The following is a 20,591-nucleotide window of genomic DNA, read 5'->3' as shown; positions in this document are numbered from 1 at the left end:
AGCCGGTGGTTCACATTTTTACATCATGGCAAGCCTTTTTCGGGCTTCATTGAAAGCCTTCAAGCTTTATCATAAAATTATGCATCGTTGCGTTGGTGTGTTTTTTCGCTTCTTTGGCGTTCATCACCATGCGAGGGGAGATCGGGAACGCGAATTTCAAAATGTGCACCGCCACTATCTTCATCAACGAGTGAAATTGTGCCGCCAAGGGCGTGGATAAGCTCTTCGCATATGGTTAGCCCCAAACCCGAACCGTTGCGGCTGGTCGAGCCCTGAAACGGTGAAAACAGATGTTCTTTGGCCTTTGCCGGCACACCGGGGCCGGTGTCTATAACGTCGATAATGGCCATATTGTCGATACGGTGTCCGCTAATGGTGAGCTTGTTTTGAAGATTTTCACCATCTTCCCGCTCCACCATGGCCTGAACAGCATTGCGGCAGAGATTGGTGAGAACGCGGTGGAGTTGTTCCTCATCGGCATCAACCGTCATATCAACCGGTACATCATTCACAAATTCGACCTGATCGGAACCGGGAAGGGTGAGCGATTCAAGCACATCCGCAACAAGGCTGTGAAGGAGAAGTTTTTTACGCTTTGGCGCTTCTTCCTGCGTGCGCCCGTAAGTGATAACAGTCTGGCTATAAGTGACCGCGCGGTCGATAGCGCGGATAAGTTTCGGTGCAATTTTTTTCACCATAGGGTCTTTTGCCGTGGCGAGGTGGTCCGACATCAATTGCGCGGAAGCCAGAATATTCCTCATGTCATGATTGATTTTTGAAACCGCAAGCCCCAGATTGGCCAGATGTTTCTGGTGAGCATAGCTTTTTTGCAATTCGCTTTCGATAACCGAAATACGTTTTTGTGTCATTCCCAATTCATCACGGCGCGGTTCGGGCACCAGAATTTTGCTGGGATTATGCGGTTCCATCACAAAATCGAGCATATTGGTGTAGATGCTTTGTAAAGGGCGCACCAGAAGTTCGTGGACGATGAGGTAAATTGTCGTTGCTGCAACAATCGCAATGGTGAGCGAAATGACAACAAAATGCCAGGAAAAATCGATCATTGCCTGACGCAATTTCGCGTCGGCGACGGTGACTTCAAGGATAATGTTGGTTCCTTCGATAGGACCGCGAAGGAGCAAAATATTATTGCCGCCAAAATAGAGCGTTGTGAGAGAATCAAGAAGGGCTTTGGTTTCGCTATAGTCGGGAAGGTTGATTGTTTCATTGACGTGTTTCAAATCCGGCGATGTGGCAAGATTGATTTTTTCACCATTTCTGACAATGCTGATGGCCAAAGCATCGGTGGCGGTCAGAACATTTTTTTGCAAGTTCGGGCTTAAGGTGATTTCGGGGCTGGAAGCCAGAATCATGCTGATGGCTTTTGCCGATTGGTGGTGGTCTTCAAGCCAGCTTTCCTGCATACTGGCAATAGAGGGCATAAAAACCATAATTTCAGTGATGAAAACCGAAAGCGTAATCAGCAATAACAGGCGAACCCGCATACGCCGGTAGAAGGGGATTTTTTCATGCTCGCGATAAAGCGACATGCCCGTCGTTTTAGGCGTCTGTTCGCCGGTTATTTCTTCGTTAGCCATTCAACCTCTTCAGACGACCGTCATATCGGCGAAAATGCCGCGTCAGTTCTGACCAATAACGAGTCAATGCTGCCTTATAAAACCCGCATTTTAAATCCAGTCTATAAAAATCATTGATTAAGAACAAATTGTTTTTTCCCTTATCCGCCCGCAATTTCGGAAGTTGCGATTATTACCGAAATTTAACTGGACGAAAAACCGCTTATTTTGCATGAATTAGAGTCATAAAAACCTGATTGACGGGCTTGATCGCCGGTTGATGGGGGCATAGAAGCCGCTTGAAATAAAGCGTTAGCAAAAGAATATTTTAAACGAATGCCAGAAAATAGATTATCGGATTTTCTTATCCTTTAATGAAAGTTGCGCGATGAAACGCCCGTCGAAAATTGCCATTGTTGTTATTTTTGCTCTCATTGTCGTCGGACTATTTGTCTGGCAGGGTTCAAAAAATGGGAAAACCGACGATCATGCTACCTCCTCGTCTTCTAAAAACAACGAAGTGGTTGTAAAACCGGTAAGCCAAAAACTCATCAATGACCGTTTAAGCGCAATCGGCACAGGAAGGGCACTTGCAACCGTTGCCGTCACCCCCTGGTCGAGCGGCGTAATGGACAAGATTTATGTGAGTGCGGGAATGCACGTCAATGTCGGCGATCCGGTTGCAAAACTTGATTCCGATAATGAAGAAATCGCCGTCGAGCGCGCCAAAGTGGAAGTCAATGACGCGGAATTGACCATGGCAAGAACGGTCAAGTTGCGTTCCTCCAATACGGCAACCGAAGTGCAGGAATTGTCGGCGAAACTCGCACTCGACAAGGCAAGGCTCGCACTGCGTGATGCCGAGCTTGCGGCCGATCGCCGCACAATCCGTGCACCGGTAAGCGGCATTGTGGGTATTTTACCGGTTGACGCGGGAAATTACGTAACATCCGATACAACAATCGCCCGCATAGATAATCGCGATCATATTCTGATTGATGTCTGGGTTCCTGAACGTTTTGCCCCGCTTATCAAAATCGGCCAACAAGTGAAAGCCACATCTATTGCCCGCCCCGGTGAAGAATTTGTCGGCCGCATCAGCGCTATTGACAATATGATTGACGAACAAAGCCGCACTTTGCGCATTCGTGCGGAAGTCGATAATGCCTCCGGTGTTCTCCAGTCGGGCATGTCTTTTTCTGTGTCGCTTGCGTTTCCGGGTGACCCTTATCCGGCTGTCGATCCGCTTGCAATCCAGTGGAACGCCGAGGGTGCTTATGTCTGGCGCGTGAAAAACGGTCCAATGAAAGACGGTCCAATGAAAGACGGTATTGTGGAACATGTGCGGGTGGGCATTGTCCAGCGCAATGCGGATTCCGTGCTGGTCACCGGTGCACTTCATCAAGGAGATCTTGTTGTCACTAAGGGCGTGCAAAATCTGCAAGATAAGAGTGCCGTCGATGTTTTACAGGATGAAGGGGCAAAAGAGGTTGGAAAAAACGTTTCTCTCGGCAATCAGGATAATCGTTCGGCACAATCCGGTGGCGATAGTAAGCCACGCGAAAAAGCAACAGACGGGACTTCGGATGAAGCCCAGAAAGCAGCCGGTGAACCTCAAGAATTAAAGGGAAACGAAAAGAAAATCCCTGACGGAGCAAACCGGTAATGGCGGGCGCTTTTCAGAAATCCGGTGAACGCGAAAAGGATCGCGAAAAGGATAAAGGCGGGCTGGTTGCGCTTTTTATCCGCCGTCCGGTGTCGGCCTTTGTGCTCAATGTGCTCATCATGGTGGCGGGGCTTGCCGCACTTCAGGGCATTGATGTGCGCGAATTGCCGGATGTCGACCGTCCGGTGGTGACAGTCTCAACCGATTTCGATGGTGCGGCGGCTGAAACAATCGACCGTGAAATCACCCAGAAACTTGAAGATGCGGTGGCACGTGTTTCAGGTGTCAAGACCATATCCTCGCGTTCCTCTTTTGCCCGCTCGCGGGTAACGGTCGAATTTAATGACGGTGTTGATCTCAATGTAGCGGCAGCCGATATTCGCGATGCTATTTCGCGTGTTACCAATGATTTACCCGATGATGCCGATGCGTCCCGCATTATCAAAGCAGATTCCAATGCCGATGCGGTGATGCGTCTTGCCGTAACGTCAACAACAATGAGTGTCGATGATTTGACGGTTTTGACCGAAGACCAGATTGTCGACACGCTTTCGGCGGTTTCCGGTGTTGCGGATGTGCAGGTCAATGGCGACCGTGACAAGATTTTCAGAATAGACATTAATCCGGCAAAACTCGCAAGTTACGGCCTGACCATTGCCGATGTCACGAAAACACTGTCCGACATGGCACTTGATGCGCCGGCCGGATCGCTCAGAAGTTCCAGTCAGGCGCTGGTGGTGAGAGCAACTGCCAATATCTCCACGCCGGAAGAATTCGAGAATGTCTATCTCAACAATCGTGTGCGTATCGGCGATATTGCCAATGTCACTCTGGGGCCGGATGTGGAAACCTCGATTGTGCGTGTGAATGGAAAACCCGGTGTCGGGCTTGGTATTGTGCGGCAGGCACAATCAAACACACTCGATATTTCCGAAGGAATTAGATCGGCTGTTGACAATCTCAACAAAACACTTCCTGAAGGTGTGCATATTACCATAACGAGTGATGATGCAAGCTTTATCAAAGGCGCTATTCACGAAGTCGAGGTGGCGCTTGTTGTTGCGGTTTTAAGCGTTGTGGTTATCATTTTTCTGTTTTTGTGGGATTTGCGCGCCACTTTCATTCCCGCACTTTCTATTCCTGTCGCCTTGATCGGCACATTTGCCGCTATTTATCTTGCCGGTTTTTCGGTCAATATTCTAACCCTCCTTGCGCTTGTTCTTGCAACCGGTCTGGTGGTCGATGATGCGATTGTCGTTCTGGAAAATATTGTGCGTCACCGCAATCTTGGCGCAGGGCCGAGGGCTGCGGCCGTTATCGGCACAAGAGAAGTGTTTTTTGCTGTGATTGCCACAACACTGACGCTTGTTGCGGTTTTCGTGCCGATTTCCTTTTTGCCAGGTCAGGCAGGCGGGCTTTTCCGCGAATTCGGTTTTGTGCTGGCAATTGCCATTCTGCTTTCGGCAATTGTGGCTTTGACACTTTGCCCGATGCTTGCTTCAAGATTTCTGAAAGATGTCAAAAAGCCTGCCGCAGACATTGCCGATAATGAGGGAAATTTAAACGGTGAGGAAAATTTGAACGGTGAGGAAAACCGGCGCGTTCGGGAAAATAACGGGCAGGAGGGCTTAAGCGACGGGCATTCCAAACCGGCATTGCTTTTAAAATTTGCCCAGATATTACAGAATTTCTATGCCCGCACTTTGCACCGTGCTCTTGACCATCCGTGGATTGTGGTTTTGCTTTCGATCGGCTTTGTTGTTTTAAGTGCGGGTGGATACATGACCTTGCGGCAGGAATTGACCCCGTCGGAAGACCGCGCACAGGTGTTTTTGCGCATCAACGGGCCACAAGGAATTTCTGTCGATTATCTCAATGATGAAATGCGCAAAATAGAAGATGCGCTTTTACCGTTCAAAGAAAGGGGCGAAATCATCAATACCTATTCGGTATCAGGCACTTTCGGCTCGTCCAATAACGGTTTTCTCATGCTCAATCTTGCACCTTGGGGCGAGCGTCACCGCAGCCAGCAGGAAATTGTTCAGGAAATCAATCAAATTATGAAAGGTTTTCCGGCTGTGCGTGTCATTGCTGCCGAAGGTAATTCGCTCGGCATCAGGGGGGCAGGACAGGGTTTGCAATTTGCAATTCTCGGCACCGATTATGCCAAACTCCAGCCGGTTGCCGATGCGCTGGTCAGGAAAATGCAGGAGGACCCGCGTTTTGTCCAGCCGCGCTTGAGTGTTGAAGCAACGCAGCCGCAATTGTTCATCGACATTAATCGCGAAAGGGCAACCGATCTCGGTATTGACATTACCGGACTTGCCAATGCCGTGCAATCCATGCTTGACGGGCGCAAAATCGGCTCGGTCTATATTGGCGACCGTTCCTATGATGTGAAGCTTGTGTCGAATAGCACACCGGTCAATGACCCGACCGATCTTGAAAATATTTTCATGAAAACGGCAGATGACCGTTTTGTGCCGATGTCGGTGGTGACAACGGTTAAAGAAAAGCCGGTTCCGCCGGAACTCGGACGGGAATCGCGTATGCGCTCGATTGCCTTGACGGCAAGTCTTGCACCGGGTTTTGCCCTCGGTGAAGCCTATCAGCAGGCGCTCGAACTTGCAAAACCCATATTGCCCGCGGGAAGCTATATCATCCCGCTTGCCGAGGCTGCCACATTGAGCGAAACCTCTTCCGGCCTCATTATTGTGTTCGGCTTTGCATTGGTCATTATTCTTCTTGTTCTTGCGGCACAGTTTGAAAGTTTTATTTCCGGCCTTATTGTCATGGCAACAGTGCCGCTTGGCCTTGGCAGTGCGGTTTTTGCCATGATGGTGAGCGGGGTAAGCCTGAATGTCTATAGCGAGATCGGGCTGGTGCTGCTTGTCGGCATCATGGCCAAAAACGGCATTCTGATTGTCGAATTTGCCGACCAGCTCAGAAACCGCAACCAGACTTTGCGCGAAGCGGTGGAAAATGCCGCCAATATACGTTTACGGCCGGTATCAATGACAATGATTTGCGCCATTCTTGGTGGCGTACCGCTGATCCTTGCGAGCGGTGCGGGTGCAGAAGCCAGAATTTCTTTAGGCTTTGTCATTGTTGGCGGGCTTGGCCTTGCCACCATTGCAACGCTTTATGTCACACCGGTCACCTATCTCTTGCTTGGCCGCTTCATCCGCCCGAAAGCCGAAGAGGATTTCGAGCTTGAGGAGGAGCTCAATGCCGCGCAAAATGCCAAAACAACCGGCTGAAACAAGAGATCAATACGAGAAAAACAAAAAAACGTACCGCGATTTGTTGCTGTACCATAACCGCCAAAACTGATTGATGAAGGTGCGTCACATGTTTGTCCAGAACCGCACCACCGTTGGCTTGTCCGGCTTACAGAATATGTACGGCCGTTATCATCCTTAACAGCATTCCGGATGCCCACACTCATACTGTTTGCGGCACAATAGAAACAGTCAAAATAGCAATAGATGATAAAACAGCAGGTAAAATACGCGTATTATTCTCCTCTCACTTAACAAAAAGCACATTTACCAGTAGGTAAATGTGAAAACAAAACCGCCTATTTGTGAATGTACAATTCCTAAACCGTCTTTTATTTTTTGCTGAACAACATCTTGATCTACATTGTCCTCGTTCCAGCTGTATCCAAAAGCACCGTTATGCCAGGTGCTTTCAACTCTGGCAAAACCGAATAGGTCTGATTGTTCTCCATTTGTATAAATCTTAAAATTACCGTTTTTCAAAGCGGCTAGTTGTTTTGAGAAACTACCATCTTCATCACCAAGCATTTTTCGAGCTTCGGTTAATTGAGCGCGGATAACATTTTTTGCAAGCTGCTTAAATTCATCGATCGACAGATCCAACGGCACACGTTGATTTATTTGACCACCTTCTAGATTGACTTTAGCCCAATCAGAGCAATGGATCATCATCATAGCATCATAACTCATAGGTTCATCATGTGTTGAGTAATATTCAACGAGCTTTGCAACTTGTTTAGCTGATGGTTTTTTATTAGGGTCCCACGTAATTGATGAAATTGCGGATTGTGTTCGGTCGGAAACAGTCGTATTAGCACCTACTTTTACAGTCGGTTCTTCGTTTTTCTTGGATTTTGCGGCTTCGGGTTGCGCTATATCAGTGATAAGCTTGAGCGCGATCTCTCCGCGCACACCGGATAAAGAATGTACAGATGTAATCATTGTCTCTCTCCACGACGATCATGGACGAGTGCTAATCCTCATGATTTCACGGCATCCGATAATGTATTCTTCATGAATACGCTTGGATTTTATCACACAAAACACTAATCGAAAAGACTTTGTTGTTTGTTATCGTCCTGCTCTATTTTGCTTGTGCCGGCAGCGCGAAGCGATAGCAAAACCATGCCCAAGCCCCGCCATGGATGTGTGGTCTTGTCCCTTTCGGGTAACGATCAGTGACGCAAGGCCGCTGATTTTTTTGTGGTCGGCAGGATCGGCTAGTTTCAAAAAATTCACTTACGAGATTCCGCTATGCTTGGATCTCGACGCGCCTCGATCTCGACCGTTGTTCTCGATTTTGAGCAGCGGCAAGGCCGTGTCGCCCTGGAACATTCTACCTTGTTACATTCTCCAGGGCTTTCCCTGCCGATAGGAGCGTTATCCACCCGAAGGGCTGGACGCTTGCGGCCTAGCAGCCTTGTGGCAACCGCGTCCCTCATTGAACGCTGTAGGTTGTCCACATGGCTGTGGTTAACGCCCCTTATTTATTTGAGGCAGGGTCAAGATAATAGGATTAAGAGATAAGCTATTTGCTGGTCTGTTGGCGGCTTTGTCGATTGTCTATCGGGGGTCTCAAGAAAACCCGCTTATGATGGCGCAATTGAGGGCGCAAAAAAGAGCCGTAATAAAAGACCCGCCGAATTTTTTCAGTGAAGGTGAATTTTCTTTCAAGCGAAATGGATAAAGGCAATTTTACCTCTTTTACTTCAATATGTTTCATCTTAAATTCTATTTACACAATGGAGGGTAGCTTGCCATGTTCCGCAACGAAGAAAAATTCCGCGCCGCTTTTAACGCATTGAAAACCCATGCAAAAGATCCGGAGTTTGGCGATATTCGCTCACTTTTTAAAAATGACCCGCAGCGTTTCGAGCACTTTTCATTGCGGCTTGATGATTTGCTGTTCGATTTTTCCAAATGCGGGGTCACAGCGAAAACCTTGGAGCTTCTTGATAATCTAGCCGATGCTGCCGGTTTGAAAGAGCGGCGAGAGGCCATGTTTTCCGGCGAGCCGATCAATCTGACTGAAAATCGTGCGGTTCTTCACGTTGCATTGCGTGCTCCGAAGGGTAGCACAATCATGCTTGGTGACAAAAATGTTGTCGAGGATGTGCAGTCGGTGCTCTCGCATATGGAAAAATTCTGTGAAGGGGTGCGCTCCGGTGCTTTGAAAGGCGAACATGGCGGCAAGATTACCGATGTTGTCAATATCGGCATCGGCGGTTCCGATCTTGGGCCGAAAATGGCAACGCTTGCTTTAAAACCCTATCATGACGGGCCGAATTGCCATTTTGTTTCCAATGTCGATGGTGCCGACATTGCCGATACGTTGTCGCGGCTTGATCCGGCAACAACATTGATTATTATTTCTTCCAAAACCTTCACAACCGCCGAAACCATGACCAATGCGCGTGTTGCGCGTCAGTGGATTGCCGAAAAACTGGGCGAGATGGCGGTTTCAAAACATTTTGCGGCAGTTTCGACAGCACTCGGCAAGGTGGCCGATTTCGGCATTGACCCGTCGCGCGTTTTCGGCTTCTGGAACTGGGTTGGCGGGCGTTATTCTGTCTGGTCGGCAATCGGCCTTTCGGTGATGATGGCAATCGGGCCAGAAAATTTCAGAAAGTTTCTGGCTGGCGGCCATGCAATGGATGAACATTTCCGCACCGCACCGTATTCTCGAAACCTTGCCGTCCGGCTGGGTTTGATCGGTTTTTATAACCGCGTCATTTGCGGCTATCGGACACGCGCTGTCATTCCTTATGAGGAACGTCTGTCGCGTCTTCCTGCCTATCTCCAGCAACTCGACATGGAATCGAACGGCAAACATGTCACCATTGATGGCAAGCCGGTTGCAATGCCGACAGGCCCTGTTGTCTGGGGGGAACCGGGAACCAACGGGCAACATGCTTTCTTCCAGCTTTTGCATCAGGGAACCGATATTATACCGGTTGAATTCATTGTTGCTGTGAACGGGCATGAACAAAACTTGCGTCATCAGCATAATATGCTTCTTGCCAATTGTTTTGCCCAATCGGAAGCATTGATGCGCGGTAGAAGCCAAGAAGCGGCAAAAGCCATGTTGATAAAGGGCGGCATGAGTGAGGCGGAAGCCGAAAAACTAGCTCCCCACAAAAGCTTTGTCGGCAACCGCCCGACATTGACGCTTGTTCATGACAAGCTTACCCCCTTCACATTGGGGCGGTTGATAGCGCTTTATGAACACAGGGTTTTTGTCGAAGGCACGCTCATGAACATCAACTCCTTCGACCAATGGGGTGTCGAATTGGGTAAGGAACTCGCCAATGAATTGTTACCCATGGTGTCCGGTCAGGAAAGTGCCGAAGGCCGCGACAGTTCGACAAGCGGTTTGATCGCTTATGTCAACGAGCGCTGCTCGCATTGAAATTTCAGGTGTGAGAAAATTTTAAAGGCAGTGTCTAAAAAGACGCTGCCTTTTAATTTATCTTTTCTCTCGTATCTCGTATCTCGTATCTCGTATCTCGTATCTCGTATCTCGTTTCTCGCATATCGCATTAAACTTCCGCTTATGTGCCGCTTGGCGTAATAAACCGTTTGCGATATGCCGGTATCACTGATTTTCCGGTCTTTCCGGTTGCGTTTCGCATTCTGTCATCCAACTTTCGAGAAAATTAAATCATCCGGCCTTTGAAAAGACCAATGCGAAAAGGTGCTCTATTGGCAAAGCAGTATTCTGCAATTGCCGTGCTATTCACCTTTGGGCGGGCGAATAATCACCGGTAAAAAAGGTTGATCGGTGAATGCGCCTATTTTGAAAAATCCGGTTTTTTAAAAATTCCGCTTTATTTTAAAGGCGAAGACAGAATGGGCAAATTTCTGCCGGAAGCGGGCTTGTTGTTTTGGCGATTTTCAAAGTGGTGAAGTCTAAAGTGGTGAAGTCTAAAGTGGTGAAGCTTGAATAAAAAAAGCTAAAAAAAATTTGCCGGTTATTTTTAAACTTTAAAGTCCTTCACCCGACAAGCTGTCTTGTATCTTTCCGGAAAGATTTTGTCTGGCTTAGAATCAATCGTGTGCCGAGCGCATCAAGATCAAAATTCTTTGCCGAGTTCAGCCATTCGTGGAGAATGCCGCCCACAACACACACAAGCACGCGCGCCGCATCTTCCGGCCGCCAATCATCGGAAAGCATGTTGCGGCTTTGCGCCACATAGAGCATACGCGTAAAAAGATCGAGCATACTGTCGTGAGCTTCCCTCAAGCGCAATATCATTTGCGAAAATTCGTCGACATATTCGCAACGCAAAGTGATAATTGTCATCACCCGTTGCTGGTGCTCGTCTTCGGCAAAACGGGCAAGCGAAGCGCAAGCCGATTTTTCCAGAATGTCGATCGGATTGACAGAATCATTGCGCTTGACCTCGTCGATCAGCTCTTCCTGAGGAAATTTGATACGGTCGATAATCGCATTGTAAATCGCCGGTTTGTCACGAAAATGGAAATAGATTGCGCCGCGTGTAACGCCAGCGCGTTCGGCAATTTCATTCAACGAAGTTTTGGAAACGCCCTTGGTTAGAAAAGCCACTTCCGCCGCGTCGAGGATCGTTTCACGCGTTTCGCTCGCTTCAGCTTTTGTCCTCCTCATTTGGTCACCCTTTTTGTTCTGTTAATAACTGCCGAAACGCGAAATCTTGTCCCGAAAAACGCGGAAGATTGATTGAAAAATGTTAAATTAAGTCTTTGCAACCGGTTGTGACGCCTTATTATTGCTGTTATTAAGTGGTTATTAGCTAATTGGCTATTTACAAACATTCATGTATGTATATTTTACCGGACACGAAAAAAATATCAAGGTCTGACATCCTATGACACTATTAAGGAAAATATCGGCCGCTCTTTTTGTTGGCGTGCTGTCTTTTGGACTCGTTGCCTGCGGAAAACAGGAAAAGCATATGCCGCCGCCATCACAAGCCAGTGGCAAGGTTATCCATCAGGCAGAAGTTCCGTTAAATTACGAATATGCAGCCCGCGTTGTTGCCTATCGTGAAACCGAAGTTCGTGCCCGTGTCGGCGGTATCTTGTTGCACCGCAATTTTGTGGAAGGCTCGGAAGTCAAGCAGGGCGACATATTGTTCGAGATTGATCCGGACAAATATGAAGCTGCTGTTGCTTCTGCACGCGCGCAGGTTGCCCAGGCACAAGCCAATTACGACCAGTCGGTTCGTGATGCCGACCGTGCCGAAGAATTGGTAAAACAGAAGGTGCAATCCACGTCATTGCGCGATCAGGCTTTTGCCAAGCGCGATGCCGATGAAGCAACATTGATGCAGTCAAAAGCCGAATTGCGCACCGCCGAACTCAATCTCGAATATACGAAAGTGGCAGCCCCGATCAGCGGGTTGACCAGTCGCGAGGCTGTTTCGGAAGGTTCGCTTATCGGAACCGACCCGACATCGAGTTTGCTTACCACCATTACCCAGCTTGACCCGATCTATGTCAACTTCTCGTTTGCCGATGGTGAATATGAACAGATTCGCCATTTGATGGACGAGATGCAGAAGCGTGGCGAAAAGATCGACAATCTGAAAGTCACTGTCCGCCTTGGTGAAGGGGTTGATTACCCTGAACAGGGTACGGTCGATTTTACCTCGCCGACAATTGACAAGCAGACAGGAACCTTGGGGGCACGTGCTGTTATTGCCAACCCCGATCGTCGTCTGGTTCCGGGTATGTTTGTACGTGTAACGGTCACCGGTATCAAATTAGCGAATGCCATGACCATTCCGGAATCGGCTCTTATCCAAAACAGTAGTGGCCAGTTCGTCTATTTGTTGAAAAAGCCCGAGCCACCAAAGGCCGGCTCGAATGCTCCGCAAGGCGCTCCGGCTCCGGCTGCCGCCAATGCTGGCGATGCCGGCAAGGGTCAGCCGCAAAAACCGGCCGGTCGTTTGATGGTTGTCGAGCAACGTCCCGTCAAGGCCGTGCGCAAGATGCAGAACGGCGACTGGCTGATTGACAGTGCCGAATTTGACGCAAAAGACAAAAACAAGATCGTTCAGGGGCTTCGTGACGGAGATGAAGTTGTCACCGAAGGCCAGGTTTATATTGAACAGGGGCTGATGCGTGTTCCTGAGGGGCAGAGCCTGATGGTTAATGTCACCGACGATGCGCCGCAACAAGCACCTAACGGGGGCAATGCAAAAGCTTCGGGACCCGCACAATGAGCTATAGTTTCTTTATTAACCGGCCGGTTTTCGCGTCGGTTATATCCATTATCATCGTATTGGCCGGCTTTATGTGTATGCGCATATTGCCGATTGCCCAATATCCTGATTTGCTGCCACCGCAAGTGGTGGTTTCGGCGCAGTACCCCGGTGCCAGTGCCGAAACAGTGGCGCAGACTGTGGCTGTGCCGCTTGAGCAGCAGATCAACGGCGTTGAAGACATGATCTATATGCAATCGACCAGCAATGCGTCGGGTACATTGCAGATTACTGTCACTTTTGCGCTTGGAACAGACCCCGATCAGGCAACCATTAACGTCAATAACCGCGTTCAGCGTGCTTTGACAACTTTGCCGCAGGACGTGCAGCGCCTTGGTGTTGTTGCCGATAAACGCTCCTCGTCCATCCTTGGCCTTGTTGCCATGCGTTCGACAACCAACGCCTATGACCGTATTTATGTCGGCAACTATGCATTGCTTAACGTTGTTGACGATTTGAAACGTATTCCCGGTGTTGGTGATGCGCAGGTTCTCGGACACGTCGATTATTCGATGCGTATCTGGTTGCGGCCTGACAAGCTTGCCCAATATAATATGACACCGACCGACGTTATCAATGCGGTCCGGGAACAGAACAACCAGTATCCTGTCGGTCGTATCGGTGAACAGCCGGATATTAATGGCGCTTTCACCTATTCGGCAACGACGCAAGGCCGCCTTGTTACGACAGAAGAATTCGGCAACATTATTTTGCGGTCGGATGATACGGGTGCGTCTCTGCGTTTGAAAGATGTTGCGCGTATCGAACTCGGTACCCAGCAATATTTCATTGAATCCAATTTGAACGGCAATCCTATGGTGCCGATTCTGATCTTCCTGCAACCGGGTGCCAATGCGCTTGCCACCATGCAATCGATCAAGAAACGTATGGATGAATTGAAAGTCGCCTTCCCGCCGGGGATTGAATATTCGGTTCCTTACGATACCACCAAGTTCATTCAGGTTTCCGTCGAGGAAGTTGTCCACACCTTCATCGAAGCTATTCTGCTTGTTATTGTGGTTGTGTTCATCTTCCTGCAAAACTGGCGAGCGACGCTTATTCCTATTATCGCCGTGCCAATATCTATTATCGGAACCTTTGCGGGCATTTACGTGCTCGGCTTCTCGATCAATATGTTGACATTGTTCGGGCTGGTGCTTGCCATCGGTATTGTGGTTGATGACGCGATTGTGGTGTTGGAAAACGTCGAACGCGTCATGTCGGAAGAAAAGCTTTCGCCGCATGATGCCGCAATCAAGTCGATGAGCGAAGTGACGGGGCCGGTTGTGGCTATTGTGCTGGTTCTGTGCGCCGTGTTCATTCCGGTGTCGTTCATGGGTGGTATGGCCGGTGTTATGTATCAGCAATTTGCTGTTACCATCGCCATTTCGGTTGTTATCTCCGGTACTGTGGCTTTGACATTGACACCGGCTTTGTGCTCGTTGTTGTTGAAGCCGCGCCAGAGCGAACCGATTGCACCGTTCCGCTGGTTTAACGAGACATTCCAGAAGATTACCGATCTTTATGTTTCCGGTGTCGACTTCTTTGTCCATAGATACTGGTATGGCATTATCGGTTTTGTGCTGGTTTGTGTCTTTGCTGTCTTCATGTTCGAGAAGGTTCCTTCCTCTCTCGTTCCGGATGAAGATCAGGGTTATGTGCTTGCGGTTTCGTTCCTGCCTTCGGCTTCATCGCTTGAAAGAACACAAGGTGTTGTCGACAAGGCCTATAAAATTCTCAAGCAAAACCCTGCGGTCGAAAATATTGCAGAGCTTGCCGGTTATGACCTGCTTTCGGGCGGTTTGAAGACAAGTTCGGGCGCCATGTTCGTCATGTTCAAGGATTGGAAAGAGAGACCCGACCCGAAGGATGATGCACGTAACATTGCCCCACAGGTGATCGGCATGACATCGAGCATCAAGGACGGTGTAACGGTCGCCTTCAACCCGCCGCCCATTACCGGTTTGTCGACAACCGGCGGCTTTGAAGTCTATCTACAGGACCGCGCCGGTGGCTCGATTGATGACCTCTATAAAATGACTATGTCGCTCGTCAAAGCTGCCAACCAGCGTCCGGAATTGAAGAATGTCCGCACCACCTTTGACCCGAACGTTCCGAAGTACGACTTCCATGTCGATCGTGTCAAAGCCCGTGCTATGGATGTGCCGATCAATTCGATTTATGATGCCCTTTCGGCAACATTCGGTAACATCTATATCAACGACTTCACCCTTTACGGACGTAACTATCAGGTTAAAATCCAGTCTGAAGGCGAGTTCCGTAAAAGTGCGGAAGACATCAAGCAGGTATTTGTACGGTCGAATTCGGGCAGTATGATACCGTTGAACGCGCTTGTCCAAACAACGCGTATTACCGGTTCCGACCAGCTTGAACGCTTCAACGCTTTCTATGCAACCAAGATCATGGGTGATCCGGCTACCGGCTTTACCTCCGGTGATGCGATCAAGGCCATGACCGATATTGCCGGCAAGGTTTTGCCCAATACTTACCAGATTGCATGGACAGGTTCAGCCTATCAGGAAGTTGTGGCCGGTGGTGCCGGTTCGACCGCTATGATCTTCGGTATCATTATGGTGTTCCTCATTCTGGCTGCGCAATATGAACGCTGGAGCCTGCCTTTTGCGGTTGTCACCGCCGTGCCATTCGCGATTGCCGGTGCGTTGACATTCACTTACCTAAGGGGACTGAGCAACGACGTTTATTTCCAGATCGGTTTGGTCACACTGGTGGGGCTGGCTGCGAAAAACGCCATCCTGATCGTCGAATTTGCTGTGCTTGAACGTGAAAGCGGCAAATCGGCAATCGACGCGGCGATTTCTGCGGCACGTCTTCGCTTCCGCCCGATTGTGATGACATCTCTGGCGTTTATCCTTGGTGTTGTTCCCTTGGCAAGATCTACCGGTGCCGGTTCCGCTAGCCGTCACGCAATTGGTACCGGTGTTATCGGCGGTATGTTGGCTGCAACATGTATTGCAACCTTCTTTATCCCGATGTTCTACCGTCTGTTTAGCGGAAACCGTGCCGGAAGAACTGCCGGTGGAGAGCCGACAAATGGCGGCAATGCACCGGAAGCTCAATCCGCACCCGACAAACAGTCAGGCAACAATGTTCAACAAGCCTGAGCTTGTTGACAAAACCAAAAACAAAACCCCGGTATCCAACCGGGGTTTTTTATTATCCGGTTAAAATGTAGCAATCATTCCATGGTCTGAAAACAGCGACTGGAAAAAAGAAAAGCGCGGGACAAGGGGCAAAGGCCTGAAGCCGCAATTTGAAAGCGCAAAACAGAACGGGAGACAGGAAAAGGTGCAAGCCGTTCGGGACAGGCGCGTTTTGATAGGAAAGGGACAGAGAGACGAAGGAAGAGAGAGGAGGAGAAATAAGGGGGGGCGGAACAGCGGGTCGTGGAAAAGGCAGGAGCCGTTCGGGACAGGTGCGTCTTGATAGGGAAGGGACAGCGAGAAGAAGGAATAGAAAGGCGAGGAGAAATAAGGGTGGCGGAACAGCTAGGCGTGGAAAAGGCAGGAGCCGATCAGAAAAGGCGCGTCTTGATAGGGAAGGGACAGAAGGGCGAAAGAAAGGTGAGGGCGATCACAAAAGTTATGGATTGATAGGGAAGGAATAGCAAGGCGGAGAAACAGAAAGAAAAAGCTTCAAAGGGAAAAAATGGGGAGATGGAATAACGAGGGAAGAGGGGGGAAAGAAACAGAAGAAATAACACACAGGAATGGCAGCGGCATCAGACCCGCGCGGTCGCATTTATAGAAGCTATTAAAGGCAGAAGCAGCCGGGATCAGGCAAGCTCAAAAATCTTGAGGTGAAATGAGGGGAAATAGCGAAAAATCTTGAAAACTTAAAAATCTCGATCAGTGGCGCGTTATCAAGCCTTGCACATTTGAGCGTTATCAAGCCTTGTGCATTCAGGCGGCCAAAGTCTTGAGCATTTGCGCGCTATAAAGACGTGCAAACCGCCAGCCAAATATTTAAGCCGACGGTTTGAAAGTGTTTATGAATATGGTTGATGGGTCAGGAAAGGCCTTCAATCTCGCCACTTTCATCAAGGTGGATTTTTTCAGCCATAGGATGGCGGGGAAGCCCCGGCATAGTCATAATATCACCGCAAATAACCACAACAAATCCGGCTCCTGCACAGAGTTTGACCTCGCGTACGGGAATGGTGAAATTTTCCGGCGCGCCCAGCAGTTTCGGGTCGGCGGAAAATGAATATTGCGTTTTTGCCATGCAGACCGGCAAAATCCCGTAACCTTCCTCGTCCCAAGCCTTCAATTGGTTCAGAATATTGGCCGGAATATTCGCACCACGCCCGCCGTAAATCTCGCGTATAATGGTGTCGATCTTCTCTTCGAGCGACAAGTCGTCAGCATAGAGTGGGTGGAAATTGCTTTTGTTTTCGGCAATCATTTGCACAACAGCACGGGCGAGGTCTTCTGCACCTTCACCACCTTTTTCCCAATGGCGGCACATAATGGCCTGATAGCCGGTTTCAGCAACGGCCTTCTTTAAAACCTCTATTTCCGCATCGGTGTCGGAATTGAAATGATTAATGGCCACAATGACCGGTACACCATATTTTTCCATATTGGAAATATGGCGCAACAAATTGGCAGTACCTTTTGTCAATGCCGCAACATTTTCGTGGGCAAGATCGGCTTTTTCAACGCCGCCATTCATTTTCAATGCACGAATTGTTGCAACAATCACCGTTGCGTCGGGTTTCAATCCGGCTTTGCGGCATTTGATGTCGAAAAACTTTTCCGCTCCAAGATCAGCACCGAAACCCGCTTCTGTGACCACATAATCGGCAAGCTTCAACGCGGTCTTTGTTGCAATGACCGAGTTACAGCCATGGGCAATATTGGCAAAAGGCCCGCCATGGATAAAAGCCGGATTGTGTTCGATTGTCTGAACCAGATTGGGCGCCAATGCATCGCGCAACAAAACTGCCATTGCGCCTTCTGCGTGAATGTCGGAAGCAGTAACGGGTGTTTTGTCGTAACGGTAACCGATAATGATTTTCCCCAAGCGCTTTGTGAGATCGGCAAGGTTTTCGGAAAGGCAGAAGATTGCCATGATTTCGGAGGCCACCGTAATATCGAACCCGCTTTGGCGGCAAAACCCGTTTTTTACCCCGCCAAGGGAAATAACAATGTCACGAAGCGCGCGATCATTCATATCGACCACGCGTTTCCATGTAATCCGGCGGGAATCGATATTCTGTTCATTGCCCCAATAAATGTGGTTATCCACCATGGCAGCTAGAAGATTATTGGCCGATGTGATGGCGTGAAAATCGCCGGTAAAATGCAAATTGATGTCTTCCATCGGAATGACTTGCGAACGTCCGCCACCGGCTGCACCACCTTTCTGGCCGAAATTCGGCCCCAAAGACGGTTCTCTTAACGATGCAACAGCCTTTTTGCCAATATGATTGAGCGCATCGGTAAGGCCGATTGTGGTTGTGGTTTTTCCTTCACCTGCCGGTGTCGGGTTAATGGCAGTCACCAGAATGAGTTTGCCGTTTTTATTGTTTTTGAGCGTCTCGATGTATTTTGCGCTAATTTTTGCCTTGTCATGCCCGTAAGGAACAATATCCTCATAAGGAATATCAAGTTTTGCGGCAATTTCGCCAATGGGCAGTTTGGTTGCTTGACGGGCTATTTCAATATCTGAAAGATTCATCAATATTCTCTGTTATCAGGCGCAATAATGTAAAATTGCGGTCATTGTTTTCAAAACGACGACAAGGTTTCTTTTTCTCGTCGTTCTTTGTCACTTTCATAACCCCAATTTATCAATAAAGCCATTTTCAGTAAGCTATAAAACTAGCCTATCAAGAAATAAATGTCATTCTAACGACTTTTTTAATAGAAGCAGAACCGCGTTTTTCCCCGTCATTTTAATGTGTCGGAACGTTTACACGATTAGAGGCGTGACACCACATTTGCCGGAGCCATTTTTCTTCAATTAACGGCTTGCGATTTTTTCTTGCTGTTTTTGCTTGACGAAGGGAAACGGGACAATCTGCCGGTTTTTCAACAATCGTCAGCAAATAGCTTCCGTTCCAAAACAAGTTTGAAACAGAAAATTGTTTGAAATAGCAAATGCAAACAAGTTTCTCGAAAGCATTTGGAAAGAAAGATGAAAAGGCAAATAAAACGAATCGCCCTTCGTTGAAAGAATGCTATTTTGCAATTGTCTTCAAAAAATAACGATCGGCATTGAATGCCGATAAAGTTGCTAATAATCATAATTCTTGATATAATAATAATTGCATTTATGAAAAATGCTATCAGGCACTTGGCTGACATGATGACAGTACATGCCAATTCAAGGTTTGTAACATGATAAATACTTCATATACTAATATCTTGCCCCGGCAGATAACCGAGGCAAAGTCTCGAACATCATCTTTACGCCAAGCCGATGCTTCACCCAAAGCTGATGCGTCAGGGCAAAAACAAGAAACTAAACCCGTAAAATTTGATTTGACCGCTGATCCGAAGTCGTTTGATGGCCTTTCGCGCGAGGATTTGGCCTCTATTCTTCTCAATGAAGATGGATTTTATAATGAGGAAGATAAAGCGAATGCTACTTTCTTTCTCGAGAAGCAGACGCTTGATGCTTTTTGGGCTGAATATAACAAATCAGGTGATTATGCTGCTGCACAAGAAGCCAGTATAAGGTCATTGGATAAGGCAGGGGTGAAGGAAAAGCAGACATTCCTTTGGAATGATAAACGGGCGCATATCGTGTCTGAATATGAAGCTTCAGCCAAACGCAACGGAGTTGCGGCAAAGAATTTCGATATTGATAGTGAACTCTATCATTTGCTTAAAAATGTTCACGACCGGATTAACGAGGAATCAAGGCTGGCGTACATAAATGGCAAAGACTTCCCGAACTATCTTGAAGATCATGACTATTTAGCAATTAAACAACAATATGAGAGAGAAATGAAAACGGGTTTTTCCTTTAAAGTCTAACCCCGTTTCCGGTTATCAATTCAAGCTGTAAGTCATATCTGCGCTAAAATTGCCCGTTCAATCAGAATCGGCTGAAGAAATACGGCCTGAACACGAACGAGAACGACCGTTCACGAGAGAACCGGTCGGGGCAGTCCATAATTGACCTTGCCCTGTGAAATGCCGCCGGTTCTAAGTTTGTTTGGTTTCATGTTACCGGCTGTTGAATATGATTGATGACTTTAACCGACAATGTTCGGAAACAAGTTATGATTTCGGGGAAGGCACGAAAAAGCGGGGCGACATCTTTATCAGTAAAAAAGATGTTTTTTCGGGGAAGGCACGAAAAGGCGGAGCGACATCTTTATCAGGGAAAAGATGTGATTTCGGGGAAGGCACAAAAAAAGCGGAGCGACATCTTTATCAGGAAACAAGTTGTGATTTCGGGGAAGGCACGAAAAGGCGGGGCGACATCTTTATCAGGAAAAAAGATGTGATTTCGGGGGAGGGCACAAAAAAGCGGGGCGACAGCTTTTTTGGTCTAGAAGAAGCAAATTGGAACTTTTCGGGAAATAAAGGGCGATTGAGCGGCTTTGGTAGCGGAGGAGGGATTTGAACCCCCGACACAAGGATTATGATTCCTCTGCTCTGACCTACTGAGCTACTCCGCCACAAAAAATGTCTTTTTAAAAAACATTTAGCCGTGGCGGGGATATAATGGGTTCAATCCCACTCTGTCAAGCATCGTTTTTGAGCTTTTCTCTTGTCAATGGCGTTCATCACCGATATTGAACAGATAAGATATTGCTTTTCAG

The 20,591-nt window shown here is 48.2% G+C and carries 12 protein-coding genes and 1 tRNA gene; 7 read left to right on the top strand and 6 right to left on the bottom strand.

From position 1 onward, the window contains the following. Positions 1 to 77 precede the first annotated feature (77 nt). Positions 78 to 1,601 carry a HAMP domain-containing sensor histidine kinase gene (locus H3S94_RS09800; RefSeq protein WP_198240920.1) on the bottom strand — a complete coding sequence of 508 codons (1,524 nt, stop codon included), beginning with the start codon at positions 1,599 to 1,601 and terminating at the stop codon, positions 78 to 80. Between the two features lie 367 nt (positions 1,602 to 1,968). Between H3S94_RS09800 and H3S94_RS09795 the strand changes: the two genes are divergently transcribed. Together H3S94_RS09795 and H3S94_RS09790 are read left to right on the top strand one after the other, a co-directional pair. Continuing rightward, on the top strand, positions 1,969 to 3,246 hold the full coding sequence (locus H3S94_RS09795; RefSeq protein ID WP_198240919.1) for an efflux RND transporter periplasmic adaptor subunit: 1,278 nt from the start codon (positions 1,969 to 1,971) through the stop codon (positions 3,244 to 3,246). Next, on the top strand, positions 3,246 to 6,506 hold the full coding sequence (locus H3S94_RS09790; RefSeq protein WP_198240918.1) for an efflux RND transporter permease subunit: 3,261 nt from the start codon (positions 3,246 to 3,248) through the stop codon (positions 6,504 to 6,506). Before H3S94_RS09795 ends, H3S94_RS09790 begins: the two co-directional genes overlap by 1 nt. A 288-nt stretch (positions 6,507 to 6,794) precedes the next feature. Here the strand turns inward: H3S94_RS09790 and H3S94_RS09785 are convergent, their stop codons facing one another. Next, entirely contained in the window at positions 6,795 to 7,469 is a 675-nt protein-coding gene (locus tag H3S94_RS09785) for a hypothetical protein (protein WP_198240917.1), read from the bottom strand. A 129-nt stretch (positions 7,470 to 7,598) separates the two neighbouring features. Continuing rightward, on the bottom strand, positions 7,599 to 7,766 hold the full coding sequence (locus H3S94_RS09780) for a hypothetical protein (protein ID WP_198240916.1): 168 nt from the start codon (positions 7,764 to 7,766) through the stop codon (positions 7,599 to 7,601). Positions 7,767 to 8,286: 520 nt separating this feature from the next. Here H3S94_RS09780 and pgi point away from each other — a divergent pair. Further along, a complete protein-coding gene (pgi, locus tag H3S94_RS09775) occupies positions 8,287 to 9,936 on the top strand; it encodes a glucose-6-phosphate isomerase (RefSeq protein ID WP_198240915.1) in 1,650 nt (549 codons plus the stop codon). 585 nt (positions 9,937 to 10,521) lie between these two features. Here pgi and H3S94_RS09770 read toward each other — a convergent pair. Beyond that, complete coding sequence (locus H3S94_RS09770) at positions 10,522 to 11,154, bottom strand: TetR family transcriptional regulator (RefSeq protein WP_198231424.1); 633 nt, start codon at positions 11,152 to 11,154, stop codon at positions 10,522 to 10,524. 220 nt (positions 11,155 to 11,374) lie between these two features. On the opposite strand from H3S94_RS09770, the gene H3S94_RS09765 reads away from it, so the two are divergent. Next, entirely contained in the window at positions 11,375 to 12,733 is a 1,359-nt protein-coding gene (locus H3S94_RS09765) for an efflux RND transporter periplasmic adaptor subunit (RefSeq protein WP_198231423.1), read from the top strand. Further along, a complete protein-coding gene (locus tag H3S94_RS09760; protein ID WP_198231422.1) occupies positions 12,730 to 15,915 on the top strand; it encodes an efflux RND transporter permease subunit in 3,186 nt (1,061 codons plus the stop codon). Before H3S94_RS09765 ends, H3S94_RS09760 begins: the two co-directional genes overlap by 4 nt. Positions 15,916 to 16,819: 904 nt before the next feature. Here the strand turns inward: H3S94_RS09760 and H3S94_RS09755 are convergent. Further along, positions 16,820 to 18,493, bottom strand: a complete 1,674-nt coding sequence (locus tag H3S94_RS09755; RefSeq protein WP_198240914.1) for a formate--tetrahydrofolate ligase — start codon at positions 18,491 to 18,493, stop codon at positions 16,820 to 16,822. Between the two features lie 662 nt (positions 18,494 to 19,155). Between H3S94_RS09755 and H3S94_RS09750 the strand changes: the two genes are divergently transcribed. Then, a complete protein-coding gene (locus H3S94_RS09750) occupies positions 19,156 to 19,797 on the top strand; it encodes a hypothetical protein (protein ID WP_198231419.1) in 642 nt (213 codons plus the stop codon). A gap of 208 nt (positions 19,798 to 20,005) precedes the next feature. Next, positions 20,006 to 20,392 (top strand): hypothetical protein, encoded by a 387-nt coding sequence (locus H3S94_RS09745; protein ID WP_198231418.1) that lies wholly within the window; start codon positions 20,006 to 20,008, stop codon positions 20,390 to 20,392. On the opposite strand, the gene H3S94_RS09740 is transcribed toward H3S94_RS09745, so the two are convergent. After that, positions 20,371 to 20,447 (bottom strand) — tRNA-Met (locus tag H3S94_RS09740). The genes H3S94_RS09745 and H3S94_RS09740 overlap by 22 nt on opposite strands. Between the last annotated feature and the right edge of the window lie 144 nt (positions 20,448 to 20,591).

Source organism: Bartonella sp. B10834G3 (assembly GCF_016102505.1).
GTDB classification, from domain to species: Bacteria; Pseudomonadota; Alphaproteobacteria; order Rhizobiales; family Rhizobiaceae; genus Bartonella; species Bartonella choladocola.
Note: the sequence above shows the minus strand (reverse complement) of the source record. Positions and strands in the feature narration are given on the sequence as shown.